The following is a 22,526-nucleotide window of genomic DNA, read 5'->3' as shown; positions in this document are numbered from 1 at the left end:
GCCCTTAACGGCGAGAGCGGCGCACCAGCGCAGTCCCGGCACCCAGTAGCACGCCTACCGTGCCCCACATAATCATCAGTAAAACACGGCGTGGGCTGTCACGTTTTACTGGCTCTTCCGGTGTGCGCAGATAACGCCAGGTCTGGAATGATTTTACCAACGTAGGACCGACATTCAGTGTCGCCTGCATAGCCCGGTTTTGATCGTACTCCAGATCGTAGGATGGGCCCGTTGCACGCAGATTTTCCAATCGCGCCTGCAACATTGGCCTGCCCAGCATGAACATTTCAGAGTCCGGTAATTGCTCGGAAGGGGTCTGTGTTTTTGCTTGTTCAAAGCCCTGCTGCTGCGCAATTTTCAGCGCCTGTCCGATGCTGTTGATCTGACGGTCGTAAATGGCTTTGGCAACCGCTTCCTGACGCTTAATCTGCGCCTTTAACTGAATACTGCGCGCAGCCCAGGCAGCGGCGAGTTCTTCATTGAGATGCGTGGTAGCACGGGCATTAGCAAAGGCAACATACTGGCGCAGCAGGGTATTCGCATCTGCTGCTGTTTCCGCGATCAACCTGACGGTATCGTTGATATTTTTCGCATTATCGGCGGGCTGGAACTGGATATTGGCAATCATTTCATCCAGTAAGGCGGCGTCTTCACCGGTCTTGCCGCTTTTACGCTGCTGGTAATAGCTGGACTGTAGCCAGAAGTCACGACGCGTATCCCAGGCAAAAAGCTGCATCATAAACTCCTGATACGCTTCATCCATCACCGTCGGCGGAGCCACGGTCAGGCTGCCAGCACGAATATCCAGATTATTGAGAAACTGCTGCTGGGAATAAAACCCGGACAACATATTCACCGTAGGACGATCCACAATCGCCGTGGTGCTCCACTTCGGCGTCACCAGCAACGAATAGATCCAGGCCAGCAGGGCAAAGAGCACACCACCCGCAATAATCCATAACTTACCGCGCCATAGCGTGCAGCAAAGGCCACGAATATCCAACTCGTTATCTGCAGCGTCAGGATAGGTCATACATCTGTTTCCTTGTCGTCAGGGCATAGGTCAGTCAGTAGGAGATTTGCTGTCATTATTGTTATTTCGCAGACGGCGTTTAAACCGTTTGATCATGCGCGCCACGCGCCACGCGCGTTTAATGCAGTAGCCGTAGAGCATAAAGGCCAGCAGGAACAGAACCAGCATCATCCACTCAGGGACAAATGAAAGGTACTCGCCCAGCACACCAACGATAGCCAGCAGGGCCGCAGCCGCGGTGATCAGGACAAACGCCTGACGCGAAGTAAAACCGGCGCGCATGATCAGATGGTGAATATGTTGGCGATCTGCGGAGAAGGGGCTCATCCCTTTGCTCAGACGGCGATACATAATGGCGACCATATCCATTAATGGAATCGCAATCAGCCAGAGCGCCGTCACTGGCGTGATGGGATGGTTCTGACCCTGGGTCGCTTCTAACAGGATCCAGATAATTGTGAAGCCAATAACCGTGCTGCCAGCATCGCCCATAAAGACTTTATAGCGGCGGCCAAACATTCCCAGATTCAACAGGATGTAGGGCACGATGGCTGCAATCATGATAAAGCACCACATGGCAAGGCTGCTCTGCCCGTCAAACTGGAGGATGACCCCCATCGCCAGGAACGTCACACAGGATAAACCGCCCAGCAGTCCGTCGATGCCGTCCACCATATTGAAGGCGTTGATCGCAGCCCAGACAGCAAACAGCGTCAGCACATAGCCGAACGGCCCTACCACCAGTTCCCATGGGCCAAAGATGTAGCCCAGGCTTAGCAGGTAAAGTTTAGCTTTCATCATCATGACAATGGCGACACCCGCCTGTACCACCGCGCGGAATTTCACACTAATGTCATAACGATCATCAAGCGCCCCCACCAGTACCAGGCACCCGGCACACGCCAGATATAGCACTGAGTGAGGTATGTAGAAATTCGTCAATGCAAAAGCAAAACAGCTGCCTGCAAACACAGAGATACCGCCTACCAGCGGAATAGCCCCCTGGTGACGTTTGCGATAATTGGGCTTGTCCACCAATCCAATTTTGTTAGCCGCTTTACGTGCAAAGAAAAGAAACACCAATGAAAATAAAAAAGTCAGGCCAAGTTCTGTACTCATATTGAGTAAATTCACATTATCCAGCTCTCTGCTAAGAATTGCACAATGTTATAAGCAATATTTGTGCCAATAACATCTCTTCAATTCTGAATTTTATTCACCGGGACAAGCATAATCAATATCCCCATTGATCAGTATCCCGTGCCGTTCTTTAGATTAATTCTCCCAGATCAGGATAGCCTATAGGCCAAAAACAAAAAACGCCACGACTATGCGTGGCGTTACCCGAGTTTTGTACTTAATTTGACGACTGCGGTATGGCCAGACGATCAGTTCGGCGTCTGCCCGCAGCCCAACGACCTGTTATGAACGTTTCATCATGTCGAAGAAATCATCATTGGTTTTCGTCATCGCCAGCTTGTTGATAAGGAATTCCATCGCGTCGATTTCGCCCATTGGGTGAATAATCTTGCGCAGGATCCACATCTTCTGCAGCTCTTCGGACGTGGTAAGCAACTCTTCTTTACGCGTACCGGAGCGATTGTAGTCAATAGCAGGGAACACACGTTTCTCGGCGATTTTACGCGCCAGATGCAGTTCCATGTTACCTGTACCTTTAAACTCTTCGTAGATCACTTCATCCATCTTCGAACCGGTATCAACCAGTGCGGTGGCGATGATGGTCAGGCTTCCGCCCTCTTCCACATTACGCGCAGCACCGAAGAAACGCTTCGGACGATGCAGGGCGTTGGCATCCACACCACCGGTCAGTACCTTGCCGGAAGCAGGAACCACGGTGTTGTAGGCACGCGCCAGACGGGTGATGGAGTCCAGCAAGATGATCACGTCTTTCTTGTGCTCAACCAGACGCTTGGCCTTTTCGATCACCATCTCAGCAACCTGAACGTGACGGGATGCAGGTTCATCGAAGGTTGAAGCGATAACTTCACCTTTAACCAGACGCTGCATCTCGGTCACTTCTTCCGGACGCTCGTCAATCAGCAACACCATCAGCACGCAGTCTGGGTGGTTGTAAGCAATGCTCTGCGCGATGTTCTGCAGCAGCATAGTTTTACCGGCTTTCGGAGGAGCCACGATCAGACCACGCTGACCACGACCGATCGGCGAAGCCAAATCCAGTACGCGAGCGGTCAAATCTTCGGTAGAACCGTTGCCACGCTCCATGCGCAGACGAGAATTGGCATGCAGCGGCGTTAAGTTTTCAAACAGGATTTTATTACGGGCATTTTCCGGTTTGTCGTAGTTAACTTCATTAACTTTCAGCAGTGCAAAGTAACGTTCACCTTCTTTTGGCGGGCGAATCTTGCCAGAGATGGAGTCACCTGTGCGGAGGTTGAAGCGGCGGATTTGGCTGGGGGAAACGTAGATATCATCGGGACCGGCGAGGTAGGAGCTGTCTCCTGAGCGGAGGAAACCAAATCCATCCTGCAATATCTCGAGTACGCCGTCGCCGAAGATGTCTTCGCCACTTTTCGCGTGTTGCTTAAGGATGGCGAAGATAATGTCCTGTTTGCGCAAGCGCGCCAGGTTTTCCAGCCCCATATTTTCGCCGAGGGTAATCAGGTCAGAAACCGGCGTATTTTTTAATTCGGTAAGATTCATAATGGTGGGTTCTTAAACTCGGGGTAAAACATGAACTGTTTGTCGTGAATGGTATGGCGAAAGATCCATGCCTGTTTAATTGGTTCTTGGTTCCGAAGTCCACTCGATGATCACGTGCAGGAAAACGCAAATCTGAGACGAGGAGACGGTGAGGACAAGAAGCCGGAAATCAGTTGATACTAACCGTCAGATTGCTGAACGTCTGTAAGACTTTTGATGAATACTGTGTTCAACAAGGAGTAATTCTAAAGATTCAAACTACAAGGCAAGTGCGTAGTGCAGTAGATTTAACTTAGCATGCTTAATGCCGGGCGTCTAGCGGTCAGCGAAAAATTCAAACCGCAAGGCGCCGGCACGGCATGATTAGCCCAGGTTCGCGTTCAGGAACTCTTTGAGCTGGCCTTTAGACAGTGCGCCGACTTTCGTCGCGGCCACTTCGCCATTCTTAAACAACAGCAGGGTTGGGATGCCACGGATACCGTACTTAGGAGCGGTAGCAGGGTTTTCATCAATATTCAGTTTAGCAACGGTGAGCTTGCCATCAAACTCTTCGGCCACTTCGTCAAGAATAGGGGCAATCATTTTGCAAGGACCACACCATTCTGCCCAGAAGTCAACCAGCGTCAAACCTTCTGCTTTCAGAACGTCGGTTTCAAAGCTGTCATCGGTCAGGTGAACAATTTTATCGCTCATGTTTACTCCAGGAGATTATCTTTACCATGATGTTGCATTAAGCAGCATAAGGCTGAGTTTATTGTACTGCTTTTATTTCACCGGATAAGCTTTCGTAAAGCAATAGTAAGCTGATATTCTACCACACTATGAGCAAAACACACTTAACCGAACAGAAGTTTTCCGACTTCGCCCTGCACCCTCAGGTTATTGAAGCCCTTGAAACTAAAGGGTTTCATAATTGCACGCCTATCCAGGCGCTGGCATTACCGTTTACGCTCTCCGGGCGTGATGTAGCAGGTCAGGCGCAAACCGGTACCGGCAAAACGATGGCGTTTCTGACGTCAACGTTCCATCATCTTCTTTCTCACCCCGCACCGGAAGGTCGCCAGGTTAACCAACCGCGGGCGCTGATTCTGGCACCAACGCGCGAACTGGCGGTGCAGATTCATGCGGATGCAGAGCCTCTGGCGCAGGTAACCGGACTGAAGCTTGGTCTGGCTTACGGTGGTGATGGCTATGATAAGCAACTTAAAGTGCTCGAAAGCGGTGTCGATGTGTTAATCGCCACCACGGGTCGTTTAATCGATTACGCTAAACAGAATCACGTGAATTTAGGCGCCATCCAGGTGGTGGTACTCGACGAAGCTGACCGTATGTTCGACCTCGGCTTCATTAAAGATATCCGCTGGCTGTTCCGCCGCATGCCTGCCGCCAACCAGCGTCTGAATATGCTGTTCTCCGCAACATTGTCCTTCCGCGTGCGTGAGCTGGCGTTTGAGAACATGAACAACGCGGAATACGTTGAAGTCGAACCGGAGCAGAAAACCGGGCACCGTATTAAAGAAGAGCTGTTCTACCCTTCCAATGAAGAAAAAATGCGTCTGCTGCAAACGCTGCTGGAAGAAGAGTGGCCCGATCGCGCCATCATTTTCGCCAATACCAAGCACCGCTGTGAAGATGTCTGGGGCCACCTGGCTGCAGATGGTCACCGTGTTGGTTTGTTAACCGGCGATGTGGCACAGAAAAAACGCCTGCGTATCCTGGATGATTTCACCAAGGGTGATGTCGATATCCTCGTCGCGACGGATGTCGCTGCACGCGGCTTGCATATTCCTGCAGTGACCCACGTATTTAACTACGATTTGCCAGACGACTGCGAAGACTACGTTCACCGCATTGGTCGTACAGGTCGTGCAGGCGCCAATGGTCACTCTATCAGCCTCGCCTGTGAAGAGTACGCGCTGAACCTGCCAGGTATTGAAGAATACATCGGTCACAGCATTGCGGTCAGTCGCTATAACAGCGATGCGCTGATGAGCGAATTGCCACCACCAAAACGCTTAACACGTAACCGTTCTGGTAATGGCCCGCGCCGTGGTGGAAATAACAACCGCCGCAGTAGCGCACCGCGTAACCCTAACCGCAAACGTTCAGGTTAAGCCGCCATGCTGAGTGCATCATCACTCTATGCTGCGATCGATTTAGGATCGAACAGCTTTCATATGTTGGTGGTGCGCGAAGTGGCTGGCAGTATCCAGACCATTGCCCGCATCAAGCGCAAGGTGCGTCTTGCTGCTGGTCTCGATGCCGATAATCATCTTTCAGATGAGGCAATGGAACGAGGCTGGCAGTGTCTGCGGTTGTTTTCCGAGCAACTGCAGGACATCCCTCCCGAACAAATCCGCGTTGTGGCGACAGCCACGCTGCGTATTGCTGCCAATGCCGGTAGTTTCCTGGTCAAAGCCCAGGAAATCCTCGGTTGTCCGATCAATGTCATTAGCGGTGAAGATGAAGCACGCCTGATTTATCAAGGTGTTGCGCATACTACGGGTGGGTCGGACAAACGACTGGTCGTCGACATCGGTGGCGGCAGTACCGAGCTGGTCACCGGCAGAGGTTCACAGACGACGACGCTGTTTAGTCTGTCGATGGGCTGTGTCACCTGGCTTGAACGTTATTTTGCCGATCGTCATCTGGGTAAAGCGAATTTCGAACAGGCGGAACAAGCGGCGCGAGCCATGATCCGTCCGGTGGCTGATGCTTTACGCGAACAGGGCTGGCAGGTCTGCGTGGGCGCGTCCGGCACTGTACAAGCCCTGCAAGAAATTATGATGGCTCAGGGCATGGATGAGCGCATCACGCTCAGTAAACTTGAGCAACTGAAACAGCGCGCTATTCAGTGCGGCAAGCTGGAAGAGCTGGAGATTGAAGGGCTGACTCTTGAGCGCGCGTTAGTGTTCCCCAGCGGCCTGTCTATTCTGATTGCTATCTTTACCGAGCTGAATATCAACAGCATGACGCTGGCCGGTGGCGCGCTGCGCGAAGGTCTGGTGTATGGCATGCTGCATCTGCCAGTGGATCGTGATATCCGTAACCGCACGCTGCACAATATCCAGCGCCGTTTTGCGATTGACCCTGAGCAGGCAGAGCGTGTCCGCCAGCTGGCAGACAGTTTTGCCCGTCAGGTCAGCCAGGTGTGGAAGTTGGACGACCGCAGCCGGGAACTGCTGGAAAGTGCCTGTCTGATCCACGAGATTGGTCTGAGCGTCGATTTCCGTCAGGCACCACAGCATGCGGCTTATCTGGTGCGCCACCTTGATTTACCGGGCTTTACGCCAGCGCAGAAAAAACTACTGGCGACATTGCTGCAAAATCAGGTGAACGGTATCGATCTGGCGCTGTTAAGTCAGCAAAATGCCGTACCGCCACGTGTTGCCGAACGGATGTGCCGTCTGCTGCGATTAGCGATTATTTTCGCCAGCCGCAGGCGCGATGACATGCTGCCCGCCGTCCGTTTACTGGCGGATGATGATAATCTGACGTTGACGTTGCCGACAGGTTGGCTGGAAGCGCATCCTCTGCGTGCAGAGCTGCTGGAGCAGGAGGCACACTGGCAAAGCTATGTGCACTGGTCATTAGTCATCGTTTGAAATCTGCTGCGCCCGGTGTGATGCTGCGTTAATCCGGGTGCTATTTCTTTGCTTTTGCCAACTGCGCGCGGAGATTCGCCAGGTGGCTCTGGCCTTTCTGCATGCGCTCTTCCGCACTGACCACTTTACGCTCGCTTTCCCACTGTAAGTCATCCTGCGGCAACTCCAGCAGGAAACGACTGACTTCCGGGCGCACCAGCTCACCATACTGACGGCGTTCGCGGCACAGCGTAAAGGTCAGTTCTTTCTGCGCGCGCGTGATCCCTACATAAGCCAGACGGCGCTCCTCTTCGACGTTGTTCTCGTCAATACTGCTCTGATGCGGTAACAACCCTTCTTCCATACCCACCAGGAAAACGTAAGGGAACTCCAGGCCTTTAGAAGCGTGCAGCGTCATCAACTGGACCTGATCGGAATCTTCATCGCTTTCGCCACGTTCCATCATGTCACGCAGGGTGAAGCGCGTCACCACCTGGGTCAGCGTCATCGCTTCGTCAATATCACTGCCTTCCAGCATTTCCGTCATCCACTGGAACAAGGTATTGACGTTTTTCATGCGCATTTCAGCGGCTTTGGGGCTGGGCGACGTTTCAAACAGCCAGCTCTCGTAATCAATACCCCGGATCAAATCACGAACCGCCGCTACAGGTTCACGTTCGGCCAGCCGGGCAATCTCCTGCAACCAGTGAGTAAAGCGCTGTAACGATTCCAGCCCGCGGCCGCTCAGCGTCTGCTCCAGACCCATATCAAAACTGGCGCTGAACAAGCTCTTGTTACGCTGCATGGCCCAGTCGCCCAGCTTTTGCAGGGTGGCTGAACCAATTTCGCGCCGTGGCGTGTTCACAATACGCATAAACGCACTGTCATCGTCAGCATTGGTCAGCACGCGTAGGTAGGCGAGCAGATCTTTGATCTCCGGGCGTGAGAAGAATGAGGTACCACCAGAGATACGATACGGGATGCGGTTTTGCATCAGCATCTTTTCGAACACCCGCGACTGATGGTTACCACGATAGAGAATGGCGTAATCTTTGTAGCCGGTTTTGTTGATGAAGTGATGGGCAATCAACTCCCCGGTCACGCGTTCTGCTTCATGATCCTCATGGTTAGCCGTGATCACTTTTAGCTCGGCGCCATACCCCAGCTCAGAGAACAGGCGCTTTTCAAACACATGTGGGTTATTGGCGATCAGGATATTCGCGGCTTTCAGGATGCGTTCGGAAGAGCGGTAGTTCTGCTCCAGTTTAATCACCTGTAGCGCCGGGAAATCCTCCTGCAGCAGCACCAGGTTTTGTGGCCGTGCCCCGCGCCAGGAGTAGATTGACTGATCGTCGTCCCCTACCACGGTGAAGCGTGCCCGGTTACCCACTAACAGTTTAACCAGCTCATACTGACTGGTGTTGGTATCCTGATATTCATCCACCAGCAAATAGCGTATGCGTTGCTGCCAGCGCTCGCGAACCTCCAGATTACGCTGGAACAACAGCGTGGGCAGCAGGATCAGATCGTCGAAGTCCAGCACGTTGCACGATTTAAGGTGTCTGTCATACAGCGCATAGCAATGTGCAAAGAGCTTATCGCGTTCGGACAGCGCCCCCGCTGCCGCACGCGAGGGATCCATCAGATCGTTTTTCCAGTTCGAGATCGTTGAGACCAGCTGTTGCAGCAGGGTTTTATCATTTTCCAGCCACTCTTCCGTCAGATCTTTGAGTAATGCCAGCTGGTCCTGATCGTCAAACAGCGAAAATTTGGCTTTCATGCCCAGCGCAGCATATTCGCGCTTGATAATCTCCAGACCCAGGGTATGGAAGGTCGAAATCATCAGTCCGCGTGCTTCTTTACGGCCAAGGGTTTGTGCCACACGCTCTTTCATCTCACGCGACGCTTTATTGGTAAACGTCACTGCGGCGATATGGCGTGCCTGATAGCCACACTCGCGGATCAGATGGGCAATTTTGTTGGTGATCACGCGTGTTTTACCCGAACCGGCACCAGCCAGTACCAGACAAGGCCCGGTAACAAATTCGACGGCGTGTTGCTGACCAGGATTAAGACGCATAGATAAGTCACTCAATGAAATTGCAGAGGGAAGAAAATAACAGCGTGGTAGTATAGCCAGCCAAATCCCTATGACTCAAGGTAACATCATGGCAAAAATGGCAGCAGCACTGCACATTCTGGTAAAAGAAGAGAAACTGGCTCAGGATCTGTTAGCCCAGCTGGCAGAAGGTGCCGATTTTGAGAAGCTGGCAAAGAAACACTCGACCTGTCCGTCAGGTAAGAAAGGGGGCCATTTAGGCGAGTTCAAACAAGGTGCAATGGTGCCGGCGTTCGATAAAGTGGTGTTCTCCTGCCCACTGATCGAGCCACAGGGCCCGTTGCATACCCAGTTCGGTTACCACATCATTAAGGTGTTGTACCGTAACTAATGAAAAAAGCGCCGTCAGGCGCTTTTTTTTCGGGCAGATCGTCGATCCGCCCCTGGAGGTACTGCGCGTCATTAACCTGCGACAGCGATACGCTTCATATCGGTCATGTAGCCACGCAGTTTACGGCCTACCGTTTCGATGTCGTGGTTGCGGATGGCTTCGTTCACATCACGCAGCTGCGCATTATCAACGGTGGTCGCAGTGTTCACTGCTTTACCCAGATCGCCTGCCTGCAGAGTGGTCATGAACTCCTTCAGCAGCGGTACTGCTGCGTAAGAGAACAGGTAGTTACCGTATTCTGCGGTATCAGAGATAACCACGTTCATTTCATACAGACGCTTACGTGCGATGGTGTTCGCAATCAGCGGCAGCTCGTGCAGTGATTCGTAGTAAGCAGACTCTTCGATGATGCCAGCAGCCACCATGGTTTCGAATGCCAGCTCAACGCCCGCTTTCACCATGGCAATCATCACAACGCCCTGGTCGAAGTAATCCTGCTCGGCAATTTTACCTTCAAACTGTGCAGCGGTTTCGAAGGCGGTTTTACCGGTCTCTTCACGCCAGCCCAGCAGGTTTTTGTCGTCGTTCGCCCAGTCAGCCATCATGCCGGAAGAGAACTCACCGGAGATGATGTCATCCATGTGCTTCTGGAACAGCGGTGCCATGATGGTTTTCAGCTGTTCAGACAGTGCGAAAGCACGCAGTTTTGCCGGGTTAGACAGGCGATCCATCATCAGAGTGATACCACCCTGCTTCAGTGCTTCAGTGATGGTTTCCCAGCCGAACTGAATCAGTTTTTCTGCATAAGGTGCATCGGTGCCTTCAGCGACCAGTTTGTCGAAGCACAGCAGTGAACCAGCCTGCAACATACCACACAGGATAGTCTGCTCACCCATCAGGTCAGATTTCACTTCCGCAACAAAGGAAGACTCCAGCACACCCGCACGGTGGCCACCGGTCGCTGCTGCCCAGGCTTTAGCAATCGCCATGCCTTCGCCTTTCGGGTCATTTTCCGGGTGAACTGCGATCAGCGTCGGTACGCCGAAACCACGTTTGTACTCTTCACGGACTTCAGTACCCGGACATTTCGGCGCTACCATCACAACGGTGATGTCTTTACGTACCTGCTCACCCACTTCAACGATGTTGAAGCCATGAGAGTAGCCCAGTGCAGCACCGTCTTTCATCAGCGGCTGAACAGCCTGAACAACAGAAGTGTGCTGTTTGTCCGGCGTCAGGTTAACCACCAGGTCTGCCTGCGGGATCAGTTCTTCGTAAGTACCCACTTTGAAGCCGTTTTCGGTCGCTTTACGCCATGAAGCACGTTTCTCAGCAATCGCTTCAGCACGCAGAGCATAGGCAATATCCAGGCCAGAGTCGCGCATGTTCAAACCCTGGTTCAGGCCCTGAGCACCACAACCAACGATGACGACTTTTTTGCCTTTCAGGTAGCTGGCTTCATCAGCGAATTCTTCGCGAGCCATAAAGCGGCATTTACCTAATTGCGCCAGCTGGTTGCGCAGGTTCAAAGTGTTGAAATAGTTAGCCATGGGGTACTCCGTATGAGGTTGTGTTCGCATTATTGTTTGTTGTCGGGGTAGGTTATTTCCTTACCCTCAATAGACCTTATCATATGACAGGAAATGCGTTGCTGAAATTGATATATTAACAACGTGACATTGCATATTTTGCAACATAAGAATGAGGCCTGACTCTGATGGATTTGCGTGACCTGAAATTGTTTCTACATCTGGCTGAAAGCCGCCATTTCGGGCGCAGTGCGCGGGCGATGCATGTCAGTCCTTCCACGCTCTCACGCCAAATCCAGCGATTGGAAGAAGACCTTGGCCAGACGTTATTCTTGCGTGATAACCGCACTGTCACCCTGACCGATGCCGGAGAGCGCCTGCGTCAGTTTGCCCAGCAGACGCTGCTACAGTACCAGCAGATGCGGCACGCGATGGGCCAGAACGGCCCGTCACTCAGCGGTGAGATGAAAATGTTCTGCTCGGTGACGGCCGCTTACAGCCATCTGCCACCCATTCTCGATCGCTTTCGTGCCGAGCATCCGCTGGTCGAAATCAAACTCACCACGGGCGATGCTGCCGACGCGGTGGAAAAAGTGCAGTCTAACGAAGTGGATATTGCCATCGCCGGACGGCCGGAAACGCTGCCCACCAGCATCGGTTTTACCCCGCTGGGGTTAATCCCGCTGGTGTTAATCGCCCCGGCACTGCCCTGTCCGGTACGGGCTCAGGCGACGCAACCGCAACCCGACTGGGCGCAAATTCCGTTTATTCTCCCCGCTCAGGGCCCTTCGCGGCGGCGTATTGATCTCTGGTTCCGTCATCGTCATATCGCCAATCCTCAGATTTATGCGACGGTGTCCGGTCATGAAGCGATTGTGTCAATGGTCGCGCTGGGCTGTGGTATTGCCCTGCTGCCGGATGTGGTGCTGGAGAACAGCCCGGAACCGATACGCAATCGTATTCTGGAACTGGAAGATGTGGAGATGGTGGCGCCGTTTGAGTTAGGCGTTTGCGTACAAAAAAAGCGGCTCAGTGAGCCGCTTATTGATGCTTTCTGGAAATTGCTTTAACCGGCCAGGAAGAAACGGAAAGCCGGGTTATGCGTTTCGTCGTGGAAATCATAACCCAGTGCCGCCAGATGCTCTTCAAACTTCGGTTCACTGTCGCTCAGTTCAAACGCCGCCAGCACGCGGCCATAGTCCGTGCCGTGGCTGCGATAATGGAACAGCGAGATATTCCAGTGGGTACCCAGTGTTTGCAGGAAACGAAGCAGCGCACCGGGTGCCTCCGGGAATTCAAAGCTGAACAGCTTTTCACGTAATGGCTTTGACGGACGCCCGCCCACCATATAACGCACGTGCAGCTTCGCCATTTCGTCATCGGAGAGATCCACCACCTTGTAACCCCCTTCTGACAACAGCGTCAGAATCTCCTCACGCTCGGATAATCCGCGCGTCAGTCGTACACCGACGAAAATACAGGCATCGTCTGCGTTGGCGTAACGGTAGTTGAATTCGGTGACCGAGCGGCCACCCAGCAGCTGACAGAAACGCAGGAAACTGCCCTGTTGCTCTGGGATCGTCACCGCCAGCAGTGCTTCGCGTTGTTCCCCCAGTTCACAGCGCTCTGATACATAACGCAAACCGTGGAAATTAACGTTTGCACCGGACAGCACATGCGCCAGGCGTTCACCCTGGATCTGGTGCTGCTGGATGTACTTCTTCATGCCGGCCAGCGCCAGTGCGCCCGAAGGCTCCGCCACAGCACGCACATCGTCAAACAGGTCTTTCATCGCGGCACAGATCGCATCACTGTCGACGGTAATGATGTCGTCAAGATACTCCTGGCAAAGACGGAAGGTTTCGCTGCCGATCCGCTTCACCGCCACCCCTTCGGCAAACAGCCCGACGCGTGGCAGATCGACCGGATGCCCGGCATCCAGCGCGGCTTTCAGACAGGCTGAATCGGCCGCTTCCACCGCAATCACTTTGATCTGCGGCATCAGTTGTTTGATCAACACCGCAACACCTGCCGCCAGCCCGCCGCCGCCCACCGGCACGAACACACGATCCAGATGCGCATCTTGTTGCAGCAGTTCCATCGCCAGCGTGCCTTGCCCGGCGATCACCATCGGATGGTCGAACGGTGGCACGAAGGTGTAACCCTGCTGCTCAGACAGCTCAATGGCTTTGGCTTTGGCCTCGTCAAAGTTGGCCCCAAACAGATAAACCTCACCGCCAAACGCCCGCACAGCATCCACTTTGATATCGGCCGTTGCCACTGGCATCACAATCAGAGACTTAATCCCCAGCTTGCTGGATGACAGCGCCACACCCTGCGCGTGGTTGCCGGCAGATGCTGTAATCACACCACAGGCTTTCTGCTCTGCGTTCAGCCCGGCGATCATCGCATAGGCGCCGCGCAGCTTGAAACTGTGGACCGGCTGGCGATCTTCGCGTTTCACCAGAATCGTATTACCGAGACGCGCGGAGATCTTTTCCATCTTCTGCAACGGGGTCACCTGTGCAGCTTCGTACACCGGCGCACGCAGCACGGCCCGCAGATACTCTGCGCCCGTGGGCTGGTCGGATAGCGGTTGAGATTCAGCCATGTTGGTTAGCCTCCCAGCTTACTCTTGTCACGGACGGCACCTTTATCGGCGCTGGTTGCCAGAGTGGCATAAGCGCGCAGTGCGAAGGAAACCTGACGCTCACGGCCGTGTGGCGTATAGGCCTGATCGCCACGTGCATCCTCTTCCAGACGACGGGCAGCCAGTTCATTCTCTGGTACCGCCAGTTGGATGCCACGATTCGGGATATCAATGTCGATGATATCGCCATCTTTGACCAGCGCGATGGTCCCGCCGCTGGCCGCTTCCGGTGAGGCATGACCGATTGAGAGACCGGAGGTACCGCCAGAGAAACGCCCATCGGTGATCAACGCACAGGCTTTACCGAGACCCATGGATTTCAGATAGGTGGTTGGGTAGAGCATTTCCTGCATACCCGGCCCCCCTTTTGGTCCTTCGTAGCGGATCACCACAACGTCACCAGCAACCACTTTGCCGCCAAGAATGGCAGAAACAGCATCATCCTGGCTTTCATACACTTTTGCCGGACCACTGAACACCAGGCTGCCTTCATCCACACCGGCTGTTTTCACAATACAGCCGTTTTCAGCAATGTTGCCATACAGTACGGCCAGACCACCGTCCTGACTGAAGGCGAACTCGCGTGAACGAATACAGCCTTCCTGGCGATCGTCATCTAACGTGTCCCAGCGAGTGTCCTGCGAGAACGCCTGCGTGGTACGAATACCTGCCGGGCCAGCGCGGAACATCTTTTTCACGGCTTCATCTTTGGTCAGCATGATGTCGTACTGATCCAGTGTTTCACGCAGGCTCAGTCCGAGGATATTACGTACGCTGTTGTCCAGCAGTCCGGCACGGTCCAGTTCGCCAAGGATGCCCAGTACGCCACCGGCACGGTGTACGTCTTCCATATGGTATTTTTGGGTACTTGGTGCCACTTTGCACAGGTGTGGAACCAGGCGGGAAAGACGGTCAATGTCAGAGATATCGAAATCGATTTCGCCTTCCTGTGCGGCAGCCAGCAGATGCAGAACGGTGTTGGTTGAGCCGCCCATAGCAATATCCAGCGTGATGGCGTTTTCGAACGCCGCTTTGCTGGCAATACTGCGTGGCAGTGCGGTTTCATCATCCTGCTCGTAGTAACGCTTGGTCAGCGCAACAATACGACGGCCCGCATTCAGGAACAGCTCTTTACGGTCAGCGTGCGTTGCCAGCAGCGAGCCGTTGCCCGGTTGTGACAGACCCAGCGCTTCGGTCAGGCAGTTCATCGAGTTGGCGGTGAACATACCGGAACAGGAGCCGCAGGTCGGACAGGCAGAACGTTCAATCTGGTCGCTCTCCGCATCGCTGACGTTCGGGTTAGCGCCCTGAATCATCGCATCGACGAGATCGAGTTTAATAATTTTGTCGGACAGTTTGGTCTTACCGGCTTCCATCGGACCGCCGGAGACGAAGATCACCGGAATGTTCAGGCGCAGTGACGCCATCAACATTCCCGGGGTGATTTTGTCACAGTTGGAAATACAGACCATGGCGTCAGCGCAGTGCGCATTGACCATGTACTCCACGGAGTCCGCAATCAACTCACGTGACGGCAGAGAATAGAGCATCCCGCCGTGGCCCATGGCGATACCATCATCCACCGCAATGGTATTGAACTCTTTCGCCACGCCGCCAGAGGCTTCGATCTCTTCAGCAACCAGTTTCCCCAAATCGCGCAGATGAACGTGACCCGGCACGAACTGCGTGAAGGAGTTAACCACCGCAATGATCGGCTTACCGAAATCATCATCGGTCATTCCTGTGGCGCGCCACAGGGCACGGGCACCGGCCATATTACGGCCGTGGGTGGTGGTGGCGGAACGATACTTAGGCATGCTCTTTACTCCAGAAATCAGATAGTGCGCGGGCATCAAATGATGCCCGCGAAAAGTATTTTTTGTTATGGGTTAACCGGATCCAACCAGCCCCATTTGTCTTCCGTTTCGCCAGTGAACAGACCAAAGAATGCAGACTGAATACGCTCGGTCACCGGGCCACGCTTGCCTTCGCCAACCTGAATACCGTCGACGCTGCGTACAGGGGTGATTTCCGCTGCTGTGCCTGACATGAACACTTCGTCAGCCAGATACAGAGATTCACGAGACAGTACCTGCTCACGAACTTCAATACCCATATCCTGCGCCAGTTTGATGATGGCGTCACGAGTAATCCCTGGCAGAGCGGAAGAGGTGAACGGCGGCGTGAACAGGATGCCGTCTTTGACTTCAAACAGGTTCTCACCTGCACCTTCAGAGATGTAGCCCTGAGTATCCAGCGCGATGCCTTCCTGGTAACCGTGGCGGCGTGCTTCGCTACCGACCAGCAGAGAAGAAAGGTAGTTACCACCGGCTTTCGCTGCGGTTGGCAGCGTGTTTGGCGCTACACGGTTCCATGAAGACACCATGGCATCAATACCCTGCTCCAGCGCTTCAGCACCCAGGTAGGCGCCCCATGGGAAGGCTGCGATGATCACATCCGTTTCGTAGCCGTCCGGCGGGTTAACACCCAGACCGACGTCACCCACGAAGACTAATGGACGAATATAGGCGCTTTTCAGGTTGTTCTTGCGCAGTGTGGCGCGGCAGGCTTCCATCAACTCATCAACACTCAGGCTGACCGGGAAACGGTAGATTTTTGCAGAATCGCGCAGGCGCTGCATATGTTCACGATGGCGGAAGACTACTGGTCCTTTATGCGAGTCATAGCAACGTACGCCTTCAAACACTGAAGTGCCGTAGTGCAGTGCATGGGACATCACGCTGACCTTTGCGTCTTCCCATTTTACCATCTCGCCGTTGAACCAGATAAAGTCTGCTTTCTTCGTCATTCTTGTTTCCTTGCGCGCTTATGCGCGGATTTGTTGTGTTGTTTGTTGTTGGATCTGAACGCATGCAACGTCCATCAATTTACTTAACTGCGTTGACAGTAAATCGACAGAGCGCTGGCTGGCAACGGTCATCTCAATATTAATATTGTCAGTATTGACCAGCGACGCCATGTTCATTGAGCACACCTGGAAGCCACGGTGACGAACGACGCGCAAAATGCGTTCCAGTATTTCCGGGCGAAAGCGTGCTTCTATAGACAATTGATGCTGTTTCATGAAGTCTTCTCCATCATATTTTCGTTGCTGGCGCCCGGTGGTACCAGAGGCCAAACGTTCTCATGCTCATCAATCGCGACGTGGAGCATGTATGGCCCTTCACTGTGCAGCAAAGCGTCTAATGCGGCGTCGACCTGATCTTTACGGGTAATGCGCTGGCCAGGAATGCCAAATGCACTGGCCAGGATGAGAAAATCGGGGTTATCTGAAAGATTCGTTTCGCTGTAACGCTCTTCGAAGAACAACTGCTGCCACTGGCGTACCATCCCCAGGCGCTGGTTATCCATCAAAACGATTTTTACCGGCAGCTGTTTACGCTTAACGGTGCCCAGTTCCTGGACATTCATCATAAAGGAGCCATCGCCCGAGACGCAGATGACCGTGTCATCTGGACGGGCAACCTGCGCACCCACGGCTGCGGGCAGGCCGAAGCCCATCGTGCCCAGACCGCTGGAGGTGATGAAATTCTCCGGACGGTTAAAACTCATATGCTGTGCAGCCCACATCTGGTGCTGGCCCACATCGGTAGTCACTACCGCACTTTGCGGTTTACGATCTGATAACTGTTTTAAAAACAGCGGAGCAAAAATCGCCTCGCCGGGATGATCATAGCGCCAGCCATGATCGGCTTTCAGCGCTTTCACTTCATCACGCCATGCGCTGATGGATACTGGCTGATACAAATCAGGCAACAGCTTATTAAGATCGCCCTGTAAGCCAACATGTGCACGGCGCAGTTTATGCAGCTCGGCAGGGTCAATATCCAGATGGATCACACTGGCATGCGGCGCGAAGGTGTCGAGTTTTCCGGTGACGCGGTCATCAAAGCGCGCCCCGACAGCGATCAGCAGGTCACACTGCTGCACAGCCAGGTTGGCCGCTTTGGTACCGTGCATGCCCAGCATACCCAGGTAGCATTCGTCATCAGCATCCGGTGTGCCCAGACCTTTCAACGTTGCGACAGTGGGAATTCCCGTTTCTTTCGCAAAAGCACGCAACGCATGTACAGCATCAGCCATACCCACGCCACCGCCCACATACAGAATCGGCTTCTTCGCCAGCGCCAGCAGATTACGCGCCTGCTGTAATTCCGCGTGAGGATGTGCCATTTCCTGTTCAACTGGCAGCAGATGGGCGGCCAGATCGCCGCTCGCTAACTGGATATCCTTAGGAATATCAACCAGTACTGGGCCAGGCCGACCTGATTTCGCAATGGCAAAAGCTTCGGCCATCACCACCGGCAGTTCATCAAGGGATTCAACGAGGAAGCTGTGTTTGGTGCAGGCCAGCGACAGGCCGAGAACATCAATTTCCTGGAAAGCATCCGTCCCCATCACGGCAGAAGAGACCTGCCCGGTAATGGCGACGATAGGAACAGAGTCCAGCATGGCATCTGCCAGCCCGGTGATCAGATTGGTGGCACCCGGCCCGGAAGTGGCGATACAGACGCCGACTTTACCGGTTGCACGAGCAAAGCCGATAGCGGCCATCGCTGCACCCTGCTCGTGGCGGCACAGTAGGTGTTCGACACCGCCGTCATAGAGCGCGTCATAGACCGGCATGATTGCACCACCCGGGTAGCCGAAAACTGTTTCGACTCCCTGTGCACGCAAAGCTTGAACCACCCACTGAGCACCATTCATAGTTATTCCCCCGCCTCTCGCTGGGAACAACAGCATTTTATGCTACTGTTCATATTCTGTTCCTCTGTCGTTGATACCTTGCCAAAAAAAAACCCCCGGACCTTTCGGTGCGGGGGTTCTTTCGAAATCAGGCTTGATTTTTAAGCCTTTCTTTCTCCGAGCGTAGCCCCGCACGGCGTGATAATAATCACGACGACGCTAATGACGACTAGGCTAATGACTCGTAGAAGGGCTTTCATTTGAATTCTTTTAGTTCGCTTGTTCGAAGTAATGCCTACAGAGTTATCACAGTTATTAGCATTAATTCAACTTTTTTCATCACTTTATTTTATGACGGCCGACGCAAATCCAGAAAAAACTATTGTTATTCAGTTAATAAGGAAAAATTGAATTTTTTTCATCACTCACGGCGCGTGACTGCTTTATTTCCACATAGTGAGAATGTGCGTGGCAGATCGCACGAAGATGTCTTCCGCTGTCGACCTGATGAAATTCATTACGGCGCAGCATACAAATTCCTGATGTCATCCTCGTCAGAGGCAAATCGACAGTGCACAGTAGCGAATACAAGGAGTGTCTATGTCGCTATCTGTTGCCAATACCCGTGCCGCATTGGGCATTCAGGCGCCGCTGGTGTCTGTTGAAGTTCACCTGAGTAATGGCCTGCCCGCTTTGTCACTGGTTGGTCTGCCCGAAACGACAGTTAAAGAAGCCCGGGACCGGGTGCGCAGCGCCATCATTAACAGCGGTTTCACCTTTCCTGCAAAACGCATTACCGTCAATCTTGCCCCCGCCGATCTCCCGAAAGAAGGCGGCAGGTATGACTTGCCTATCGCTATAGCCATCCTGGCAGCTTCAGAGCAGATTCCTGCGGCGAAACTTGCCGGGTATGAGTTCCTCGGTGAGTTAGCCCTCAACGGCGCGCTACGTGGCGTACAGGGCTCAATTCCTGCAGCCGTTGCGGCACTCAATGCAGGAAGGCAACTCATCCTCTCAGCGGATAACCAAAATGATGTTGGCCTTATCCAGCACGGGAAAAGTTTAATCGCCAGCCATCTTCTTGAGGTCTGTGCTTTCCTGCATGGCAGAACGCAGCTTGAAGAAGCCCAGAGCAACGACCTGGTCTGTCTGTCGCACGTTACAGGGGATTTAAACGAGATTATCGGCCAGCAGCAGGCCAAGCGCGCACTGGAGGTAACAGCAGCCGGTGGGCACAACCTGCTCTTAATTGGCCCACCCGGCACGGGGAAGACGATGCTCGCCTCACGGTTGAACGGTCTGATGCCGCCTCTAAGCGATCGTGAGGCCCTGGAGAGTGCCAGCGTAGCCAGTCTGCTAGGCAGTGGCGATCTGCACCGTCAGTGGCGCCAGAGGCCATTCCGTTCCCCTCATCACAGTTCATCTCTGTATGCTCTTGTCGGCGGTGGTTCACTGCCTAAGCCAGGTGAGATTTCCCTTGCCCACAACGGCATACTGTTTCTTGATGAGCTTCCGGAGTTTGAACGCCGCGCATTGGATGCACTGCGTGAACCGCTTGAATCAGGGGAGATCAGTATTTCGCGGGCACGTGCCAAAATCACCTATCCGGCACGCTTTCAGCTGATCGCCGCAATGAACCCCAGCCCAACCGGGCATTATAGCGGCCCACATAATCGAAGTTCACCCCAGCAGACATTACGTTATCTCAGCCGTCTGTCTGGCCCTTTTCTCGATCGTTTTGATCTCTCTCTTGAAGTGCCGTTACTACCACCAGGGATGTTGAGTACACAACAGGGTAATGGAGAGTCCAGTCAGCAGGTGCGTGAACGTGTGCTGGCCGCACGGGAACGCCAGATCAATCGCTGCGGCAAAGTGAATGCGGTAATGAACAACAACGATATCAAGGCATGCTGTACACTTACGCCTGAGGATGCTCAATGGCTGGAGCAAGTGCTGAACCAACTGGGGCTGTCAGTGCGGGCATGGCAACGTTTGCTGAAGGTGGCACGTACGATTGCCGATCTGGCAGGGGAGAACGAGGTTAGCAGGGAGCATTTAACGGAAGCCGTTAGTTACCGAGGGATCGACCGCCTGCTGATTCATCTGCATAACAGCCTGCAGTAGGGAAATGAAAAAGGGGCCGAAGCCCCTTTTTCTTAATCGTCACTATCCGTGTAGTCTTCAACGCCTTCCATCTGCGGTTTACCGCCGGACAGGGTATGGAAACGTTTAGGACGTTTAATTCGGGTCATATATTTTGACCAGACTTTTTCTGCCTCGGTTTGCGGCTCACGCACGCCCCGGCACACCTCAATGAACAGACGCTCTTCTTCCGTACCTGGCTCACGTTTTGCCAGGTCCAGTTCGTTGAAAGCGTAACCATAACGCTCAAGAAGTTGGGCTTCTTTGATGGTGAAATCACCGTGACGGGAGAACCCGCGAGGGTAATGTTTGTTATCAAAAAAACGATTCGTTGTTGCGAAGCTTTCCGCCATTTTACACGCTCCTAACTCATTTATGGCCGTGCTATTTATGGCGCGGAGTATTAGATAGGCTTGACAGAGTGTAAAACAAAACATTTAAATCATAACGACAAATGTTTTTTAGGAGATGGATGTGGATACGGAATTACTGAAAACCTTTCTTGAAGTGAGCAGAACTCGCCACTTTGGACGTGCCGCAGAAGCACTCTATCTCACGCAATCTGCTGTAAGTTTTCGCATCAGACAGCTTGAAAATCAGCTGGGAGTGAACCTTTTTACCCGCCATCGTAATAACATCAGACTGACGTCTGCAGGGGAGCGTTTGCTGCCCTATGCAGAGAGCCTGATGAGCACATGGCTGATGGCTAAGAAAGAGGTAGCGCACACTCAGCAACATCACGAGCTGTCGATCGGGGCCAGTGCTTCTCTGTGGGAGGCTTATCTGACACCCTGGCTGCAAACGCTGTATGAGAACCGTGAGAGCTTACATCTGGAAGCGCGTGTTGCGCAGCGTCATTTGCTGGTTAAACAGCTACATGAGAGACAACTTGACCTGCTTATTACGACCGAAGCCCCCAAAATGGATGAGCTGACCAGTCAGCAAATTGGCCATATTTCACTGACTCTTTTCCGGTCAAAAAAATCCGAGAAAAAGGAGAAATATGATTACATTAAGTTGGAATGGGGTGCTGATTTTCATCAACATGAAAGTTATCTTGCCGGCGCTGATGATGTTCCGGTACTAACAACAACCTCAGCACATTTGGCCAGGCAACTGCTGCATACCACTGGGGCCTGTGCATTTTTACCGGATGTGTGGGGGAAAGAGTACAGCGATCTGCTAGTCATCCCTGATACCGCTGTCGCATCCAGACCGCTGTATGCGGTATGGCTACAAAACAGCGATCAGCAGGCATATATCCGACAACTCATTAAGTCTCCGGTCAATATAAGAGCATAAAGCGTATAAATAACCATCGAATCGGACCAGCTTGCTGGTCCTTTTTTATGCTTTTAAGATGATTACAGGGGTAACATGGCAGGAATTTTAGACAAAAAAAATCCTTTGCCGAAGCAAAGGATTGTTTTTATTTGGCAGGGGCGGAGAGATTCGAACTCGCGACACCCGGTTTTGGAGACCGGTGCTCTACCAACTGAGCTACGCCCCTAAATTATGCTTAACATTATGCCTGCTAAATTTAGCAGGCATAATTTTTAATAATTGGCGGAACGGACGGGGCTCGAACCCGCGACCCCCTGCGTGACAGGCAGGTATTCTAACCAACTGAACTACCGCTCCACCGGTCCTTACACTCACATCAGAAAACGTCTGATACAAGTTTGTTCCTGTTATTTTCCTTGTCAGGGGAAAAGGAACTAATTTGATGCCTGGCAGTTCCCTACTCTC

19 protein-coding genes and 2 tRNA genes are annotated in these 22,526 nt (G+C 53.1%); 6 read left to right on the top strand and 15 right to left on the bottom strand.

Going from position 1 to position 22,526, the window contains the following annotated elements:
• Nucleotides 1-4: 4 nt before the first annotated feature.
• The 4 genes from wzzE to trxA form a co-directional block, all read right to left on the bottom strand.
• On the bottom strand, nt 5-1,033 hold the full coding sequence (gene wzzE, locus FVB43_RS21755) for an ECA polysaccharide chain length modulation protein (protein WP_133846869.1): 1,029 nt from the start codon (nt 1,031-1,033) through the stop codon (nt 5-7).
• A gap of 30 nt (nt 1,034-1,063) precedes the next feature.
• Complete coding sequence (gene wecA / locus FVB43_RS21750; RefSeq protein ID WP_133846870.1) at nt 1,064-2,167, bottom strand: UDP-N-acetylglucosamine--undecaprenyl-phosphate N-acetylglucosaminephosphotransferase; 1,104 nt, start codon at nt 2,165-2,167, stop codon at nt 1,064-1,066.
• A gap of 288 nt (nt 2,168-2,455) precedes the next feature.
• Nucleotides 2,456-3,715 carry a transcription termination factor Rho gene (rho, locus tag FVB43_RS21745; RefSeq protein WP_056234711.1) on the bottom strand — a complete coding sequence of 420 codons (1,260 nt, stop codon included), beginning with the start codon at nt 3,713-3,715 and terminating at the stop codon, nt 2,456-2,458.
• Between the two features lie 363 nt (nt 3,716-4,078).
• Entirely contained in the window at nt 4,079-4,408 is a 330-nt protein-coding gene (trxA, locus tag FVB43_RS21740; RefSeq protein ID WP_133846871.1) for a thioredoxin TrxA, read from the bottom strand.
• A gap of 128 nt (nt 4,409-4,536) precedes the next feature.
• On the opposite strand from trxA, the gene rhlB reads away from it, so the two are divergent.
• Together rhlB and gppA are read left to right on the top strand one after the other, a co-directional pair.
• Nucleotides 4,537-5,829 (top strand): ATP-dependent RNA helicase RhlB, encoded by a 1,293-nt coding sequence (gene rhlB, locus FVB43_RS21735; protein WP_133846872.1) that lies wholly within the window; start codon nt 4,537-4,539, stop codon nt 5,827-5,829.
• A 6-nt stretch (nt 5,830-5,835) separates the two neighbouring features.
• The gene (gppA, locus tag FVB43_RS21730; RefSeq protein ID WP_133846873.1) at nt 5,836-7,320 is read left to right on the top strand and encodes a guanosine-5'-triphosphate,3'-diphosphate diphosphatase; all 1,485 of its coding nucleotides are present in this window, start codon (nt 5,836-5,838) and stop codon (nt 7,318-7,320) included.
• Nucleotides 7,321-7,360: 40 nt separating this feature from the next.
• Here gppA and rep read toward each other — a convergent pair whose 3' ends face one another.
• A complete protein-coding gene (rep, locus tag FVB43_RS21725) occupies nt 7,361-9,379 on the bottom strand; it encodes a DNA helicase Rep (RefSeq protein ID WP_133846874.1) in 2,019 nt (672 codons plus the stop codon).
• A gap of 88 nt (nt 9,380-9,467) precedes the next feature.
• Here rep and ppiC point away from each other — a divergent pair, with 88 nt between their 5' ends.
• The gene (gene ppiC, locus FVB43_RS21720; RefSeq protein WP_133846875.1) at nt 9,468-9,749 is read left to right on the top strand and encodes a peptidylprolyl isomerase PpiC; all 282 of its coding nucleotides are present in this window, start codon (nt 9,468-9,470) and stop codon (nt 9,747-9,749) included.
• 71 nt (nt 9,750-9,820) lie between these two features.
• On the opposite strand, the gene ilvC is transcribed toward ppiC, so the two are convergent.
• Entirely contained in the window at nt 9,821-11,299 is a 1,479-nt protein-coding gene (gene ilvC / locus FVB43_RS21715; protein ID WP_133846876.1) for a ketol-acid reductoisomerase, read from the bottom strand.
• 167 nt (nt 11,300-11,466) lie between these two features.
• On the opposite strand from ilvC, the gene ilvY reads away from it, so the two are divergent.
• Nucleotides 11,467-12,348 carry an HTH-type transcriptional activator IlvY gene (ilvY, locus tag FVB43_RS21710; RefSeq protein WP_133846877.1) on the top strand — a complete coding sequence of 294 codons (882 nt, stop codon included), beginning with the start codon at nt 11,467-11,469 and terminating at the stop codon, nt 12,346-12,348.
• On the opposite strand, the gene ilvA is transcribed toward ilvY, so the two are convergent.
• The 6 genes from ilvA to ilvL all read right to left on the bottom strand — a co-directional run bounded on the left by ilvA (nt 12,345) and on the right by ilvL (nt 18,895).
• A complete protein-coding gene (ilvA, locus tag FVB43_RS21705; RefSeq protein WP_133846878.1) occupies nt 12,345-13,889 on the bottom strand; it encodes a threonine ammonia-lyase, biosynthetic in 1,545 nt (514 codons plus the stop codon). The genes ilvY and ilvA overlap by 4 nt on opposite strands.
• Before the next feature lie 5 nt (nt 13,890-13,894).
• Nucleotides 13,895-15,745 (bottom strand): dihydroxy-acid dehydratase, encoded by a 1,851-nt coding sequence (gene ilvD, locus FVB43_RS21700; protein WP_133846879.1) that lies wholly within the window; start codon nt 15,743-15,745, stop codon nt 13,895-13,897.
• 65 nt (nt 15,746-15,810) lie between these two features.
• Nucleotides 15,811-16,737: a branched-chain amino acid transaminase gene (locus FVB43_RS21695; protein ID WP_133846880.1), complete on the bottom strand. Its 927-nt coding sequence runs from the start codon at nt 16,735-16,737 to the stop codon at nt 15,811-15,813.
• 18 nt (nt 16,738-16,755) lie between these two features.
• Nucleotides 16,756-17,013, bottom strand: a complete 258-nt coding sequence (gene ilvM, locus FVB43_RS21690) for an acetolactate synthase 2 small subunit (protein WP_133846881.1) — start codon at nt 17,011-17,013, stop codon at nt 16,756-16,758.
• Nucleotides 17,010-18,656, bottom strand: a complete 1,647-nt coding sequence (gene ilvG / locus FVB43_RS21685; protein WP_159338528.1) for an acetolactate synthase 2 catalytic subunit — start codon at nt 18,654-18,656, stop codon at nt 17,010-17,012. The genes ilvM and ilvG overlap by 4 nt, the downstream gene beginning before the upstream one ends.
• A 140-nt stretch (nt 18,657-18,796) precedes the next feature.
• A complete protein-coding gene (gene ilvL / locus FVB43_RS21680; protein WP_105595116.1) occupies nt 18,797-18,895 on the bottom strand; it encodes an ilv operon leader peptide in 99 nt (32 codons plus the stop codon).
• A 340-nt stretch (nt 18,896-19,235) separates the two neighbouring features.
• On the opposite strand from ilvL, the gene FVB43_RS21675 reads away from it, so the two are divergent.
• Nucleotides 19,236-20,759 (top strand): YifB family Mg chelatase-like AAA ATPase, encoded by a 1,524-nt coding sequence (locus tag FVB43_RS21675; protein ID WP_167864774.1) that lies wholly within the window; start codon nt 19,236-19,238, stop codon nt 20,757-20,759.
• A gap of 32 nt (nt 20,760-20,791) precedes the next feature.
• On the opposite strand, the gene FVB43_RS21670 is transcribed toward FVB43_RS21675, so the two are convergent.
• Entirely contained in the window at nt 20,792-21,130 is a 339-nt protein-coding gene (locus FVB43_RS21670) for a MaoP family protein (RefSeq protein ID WP_062749119.1), read from the bottom strand.
• Between the two features lie 121 nt (nt 21,131-21,251).
• On the opposite strand from FVB43_RS21670, the gene hdfR reads away from it, so the two are divergent.
• Nucleotides 21,252-22,079 carry an HTH-type transcriptional regulator HdfR gene (gene hdfR, locus FVB43_RS21665; protein WP_133846884.1) on the top strand — a complete coding sequence of 276 codons (828 nt, stop codon included), beginning with the start codon at nt 21,252-21,254 and terminating at the stop codon, nt 22,077-22,079.
• Between the two features lie 132 nt (nt 22,080-22,211).
• Here the strand turns inward: hdfR and FVB43_RS21660 are convergent.
• Both FVB43_RS21660 and FVB43_RS21655 read right to left on the bottom strand, forming a co-directional pair.
• Nucleotides 22,212-22,287, bottom strand: a tRNA-Trp gene (locus tag FVB43_RS21660).
• Nucleotides 22,288-22,341: 54 nt separating this feature from the next.
• Nucleotides 22,342-22,418: transfer RNA gene (locus FVB43_RS21655), tRNA-Asp, on the bottom strand.
• Between the last annotated feature and the right edge of the window lie 108 nt (nt 22,419-22,526).

Origin of the sequence: Erwinia rhapontici (assembly GCF_012271765.1) — a bacterium.
GTDB classification, from domain to species: Bacteria; Pseudomonadota; Gammaproteobacteria; order Enterobacterales; family Enterobacteriaceae; genus Erwinia; species Erwinia rhapontici.
Note: the sequence above shows the minus strand (reverse complement) of the source record. Positions and strands in the feature narration are given on the sequence as shown.

What these genes read in the sequence shown, in the direction of transcription:
- wzzE (WP_133846869.1), bottom strand. Translation starts at nt 1,033, where the DNA reads ATGACCTATCCTGACGCTGCAGATAACGAGTTGGATATTCGTGGCCTT.
- rho (WP_056234711.1), bottom strand. Translation starts at nt 3,715, where the DNA reads ATGAATCTTACCGAATTAAAAAATACGCCGGTTTCTGACCTGATTACC.
- trxA (WP_133846871.1), bottom strand. Translation starts at nt 4,408, where the DNA reads ATGAGCGATAAAATTGTTCACCTGACCGATGACAGCTTTGAAACCGAC.
- rhlB (WP_133846872.1), top strand. Translation starts at nt 4,537, where the DNA reads ATGAGCAAAACACACTTAACCGAACAGAAGTTTTCCGACTTCGCCCTG.
- gppA (WP_133846873.1), top strand. Translation starts at nt 5,836, where the DNA reads ATGCTGAGTGCATCATCACTCTATGCTGCGATCGATTTAGGATCGAAC.
- rep (WP_133846874.1), bottom strand. Translation starts at nt 9,379, where the DNA reads ATGCGTCTTAATCCTGGTCAGCAACACGCCGTCGAATTTGTTACCGGG.
- ppiC (WP_133846875.1), top strand. Translation starts at nt 9,468, where the DNA reads ATGGCAAAAATGGCAGCAGCACTGCACATTCTGGTAAAAGAAGAGAAA.
- ilvC (WP_133846876.1), bottom strand. Translation starts at nt 11,299, where the DNA reads ATGGCTAACTATTTCAACACTTTGAACCTGCGCAACCAGCTGGCGCAA.
- ilvY (WP_133846877.1), top strand. Translation starts at nt 11,467, where the DNA reads ATGGATTTGCGTGACCTGAAATTGTTTCTACATCTGGCTGAAAGCCGC.
- ilvA (WP_133846878.1), bottom strand. Translation starts at nt 13,889, where the DNA reads ATGGCTGAATCTCAACCGCTATCCGACCAGCCCACGGGCGCAGAGTAT.
- ilvD (WP_133846879.1), bottom strand. Translation starts at nt 15,745, where the DNA reads ATGCCTAAGTATCGTTCCGCCACCACCACCCACGGCCGTAATATGGCC.
- FVB43_RS21695 (WP_133846880.1), bottom strand. Translation starts at nt 16,737, where the DNA reads ATGACGAAGAAAGCAGACTTTATCTGGTTCAACGGCGAGATGGTAAAA.
- ilvM (WP_133846881.1), bottom strand. Translation starts at nt 17,013, where the DNA reads ATGAAACAGCATCAATTGTCTATAGAAGCACGCTTTCGCCCGGAAATA.
- ilvG (WP_159338528.1), bottom strand. Translation starts at nt 18,656, where the DNA reads ATGAATGGTGCTCAGTGGGTGGTTCAAGCTTTGCGTGCACAGGGAGTC.
- ilvL (WP_105595116.1), bottom strand. Translation starts at nt 18,895, where the DNA reads ATGAAAGCCCTTCTACGAGTCATTAGCCTAGTCGTCATTAGCGTCGTC.
- FVB43_RS21675 (WP_167864774.1), top strand. Translation starts at nt 19,236, where the DNA reads ATGTCGCTATCTGTTGCCAATACCCGTGCCGCATTGGGCATTCAGGCG.
- FVB43_RS21670 (WP_062749119.1), bottom strand. Translation starts at nt 21,130, where the DNA reads ATGGCGGAAAGCTTCGCAACAACGAATCGTTTTTTTGATAACAAACAT.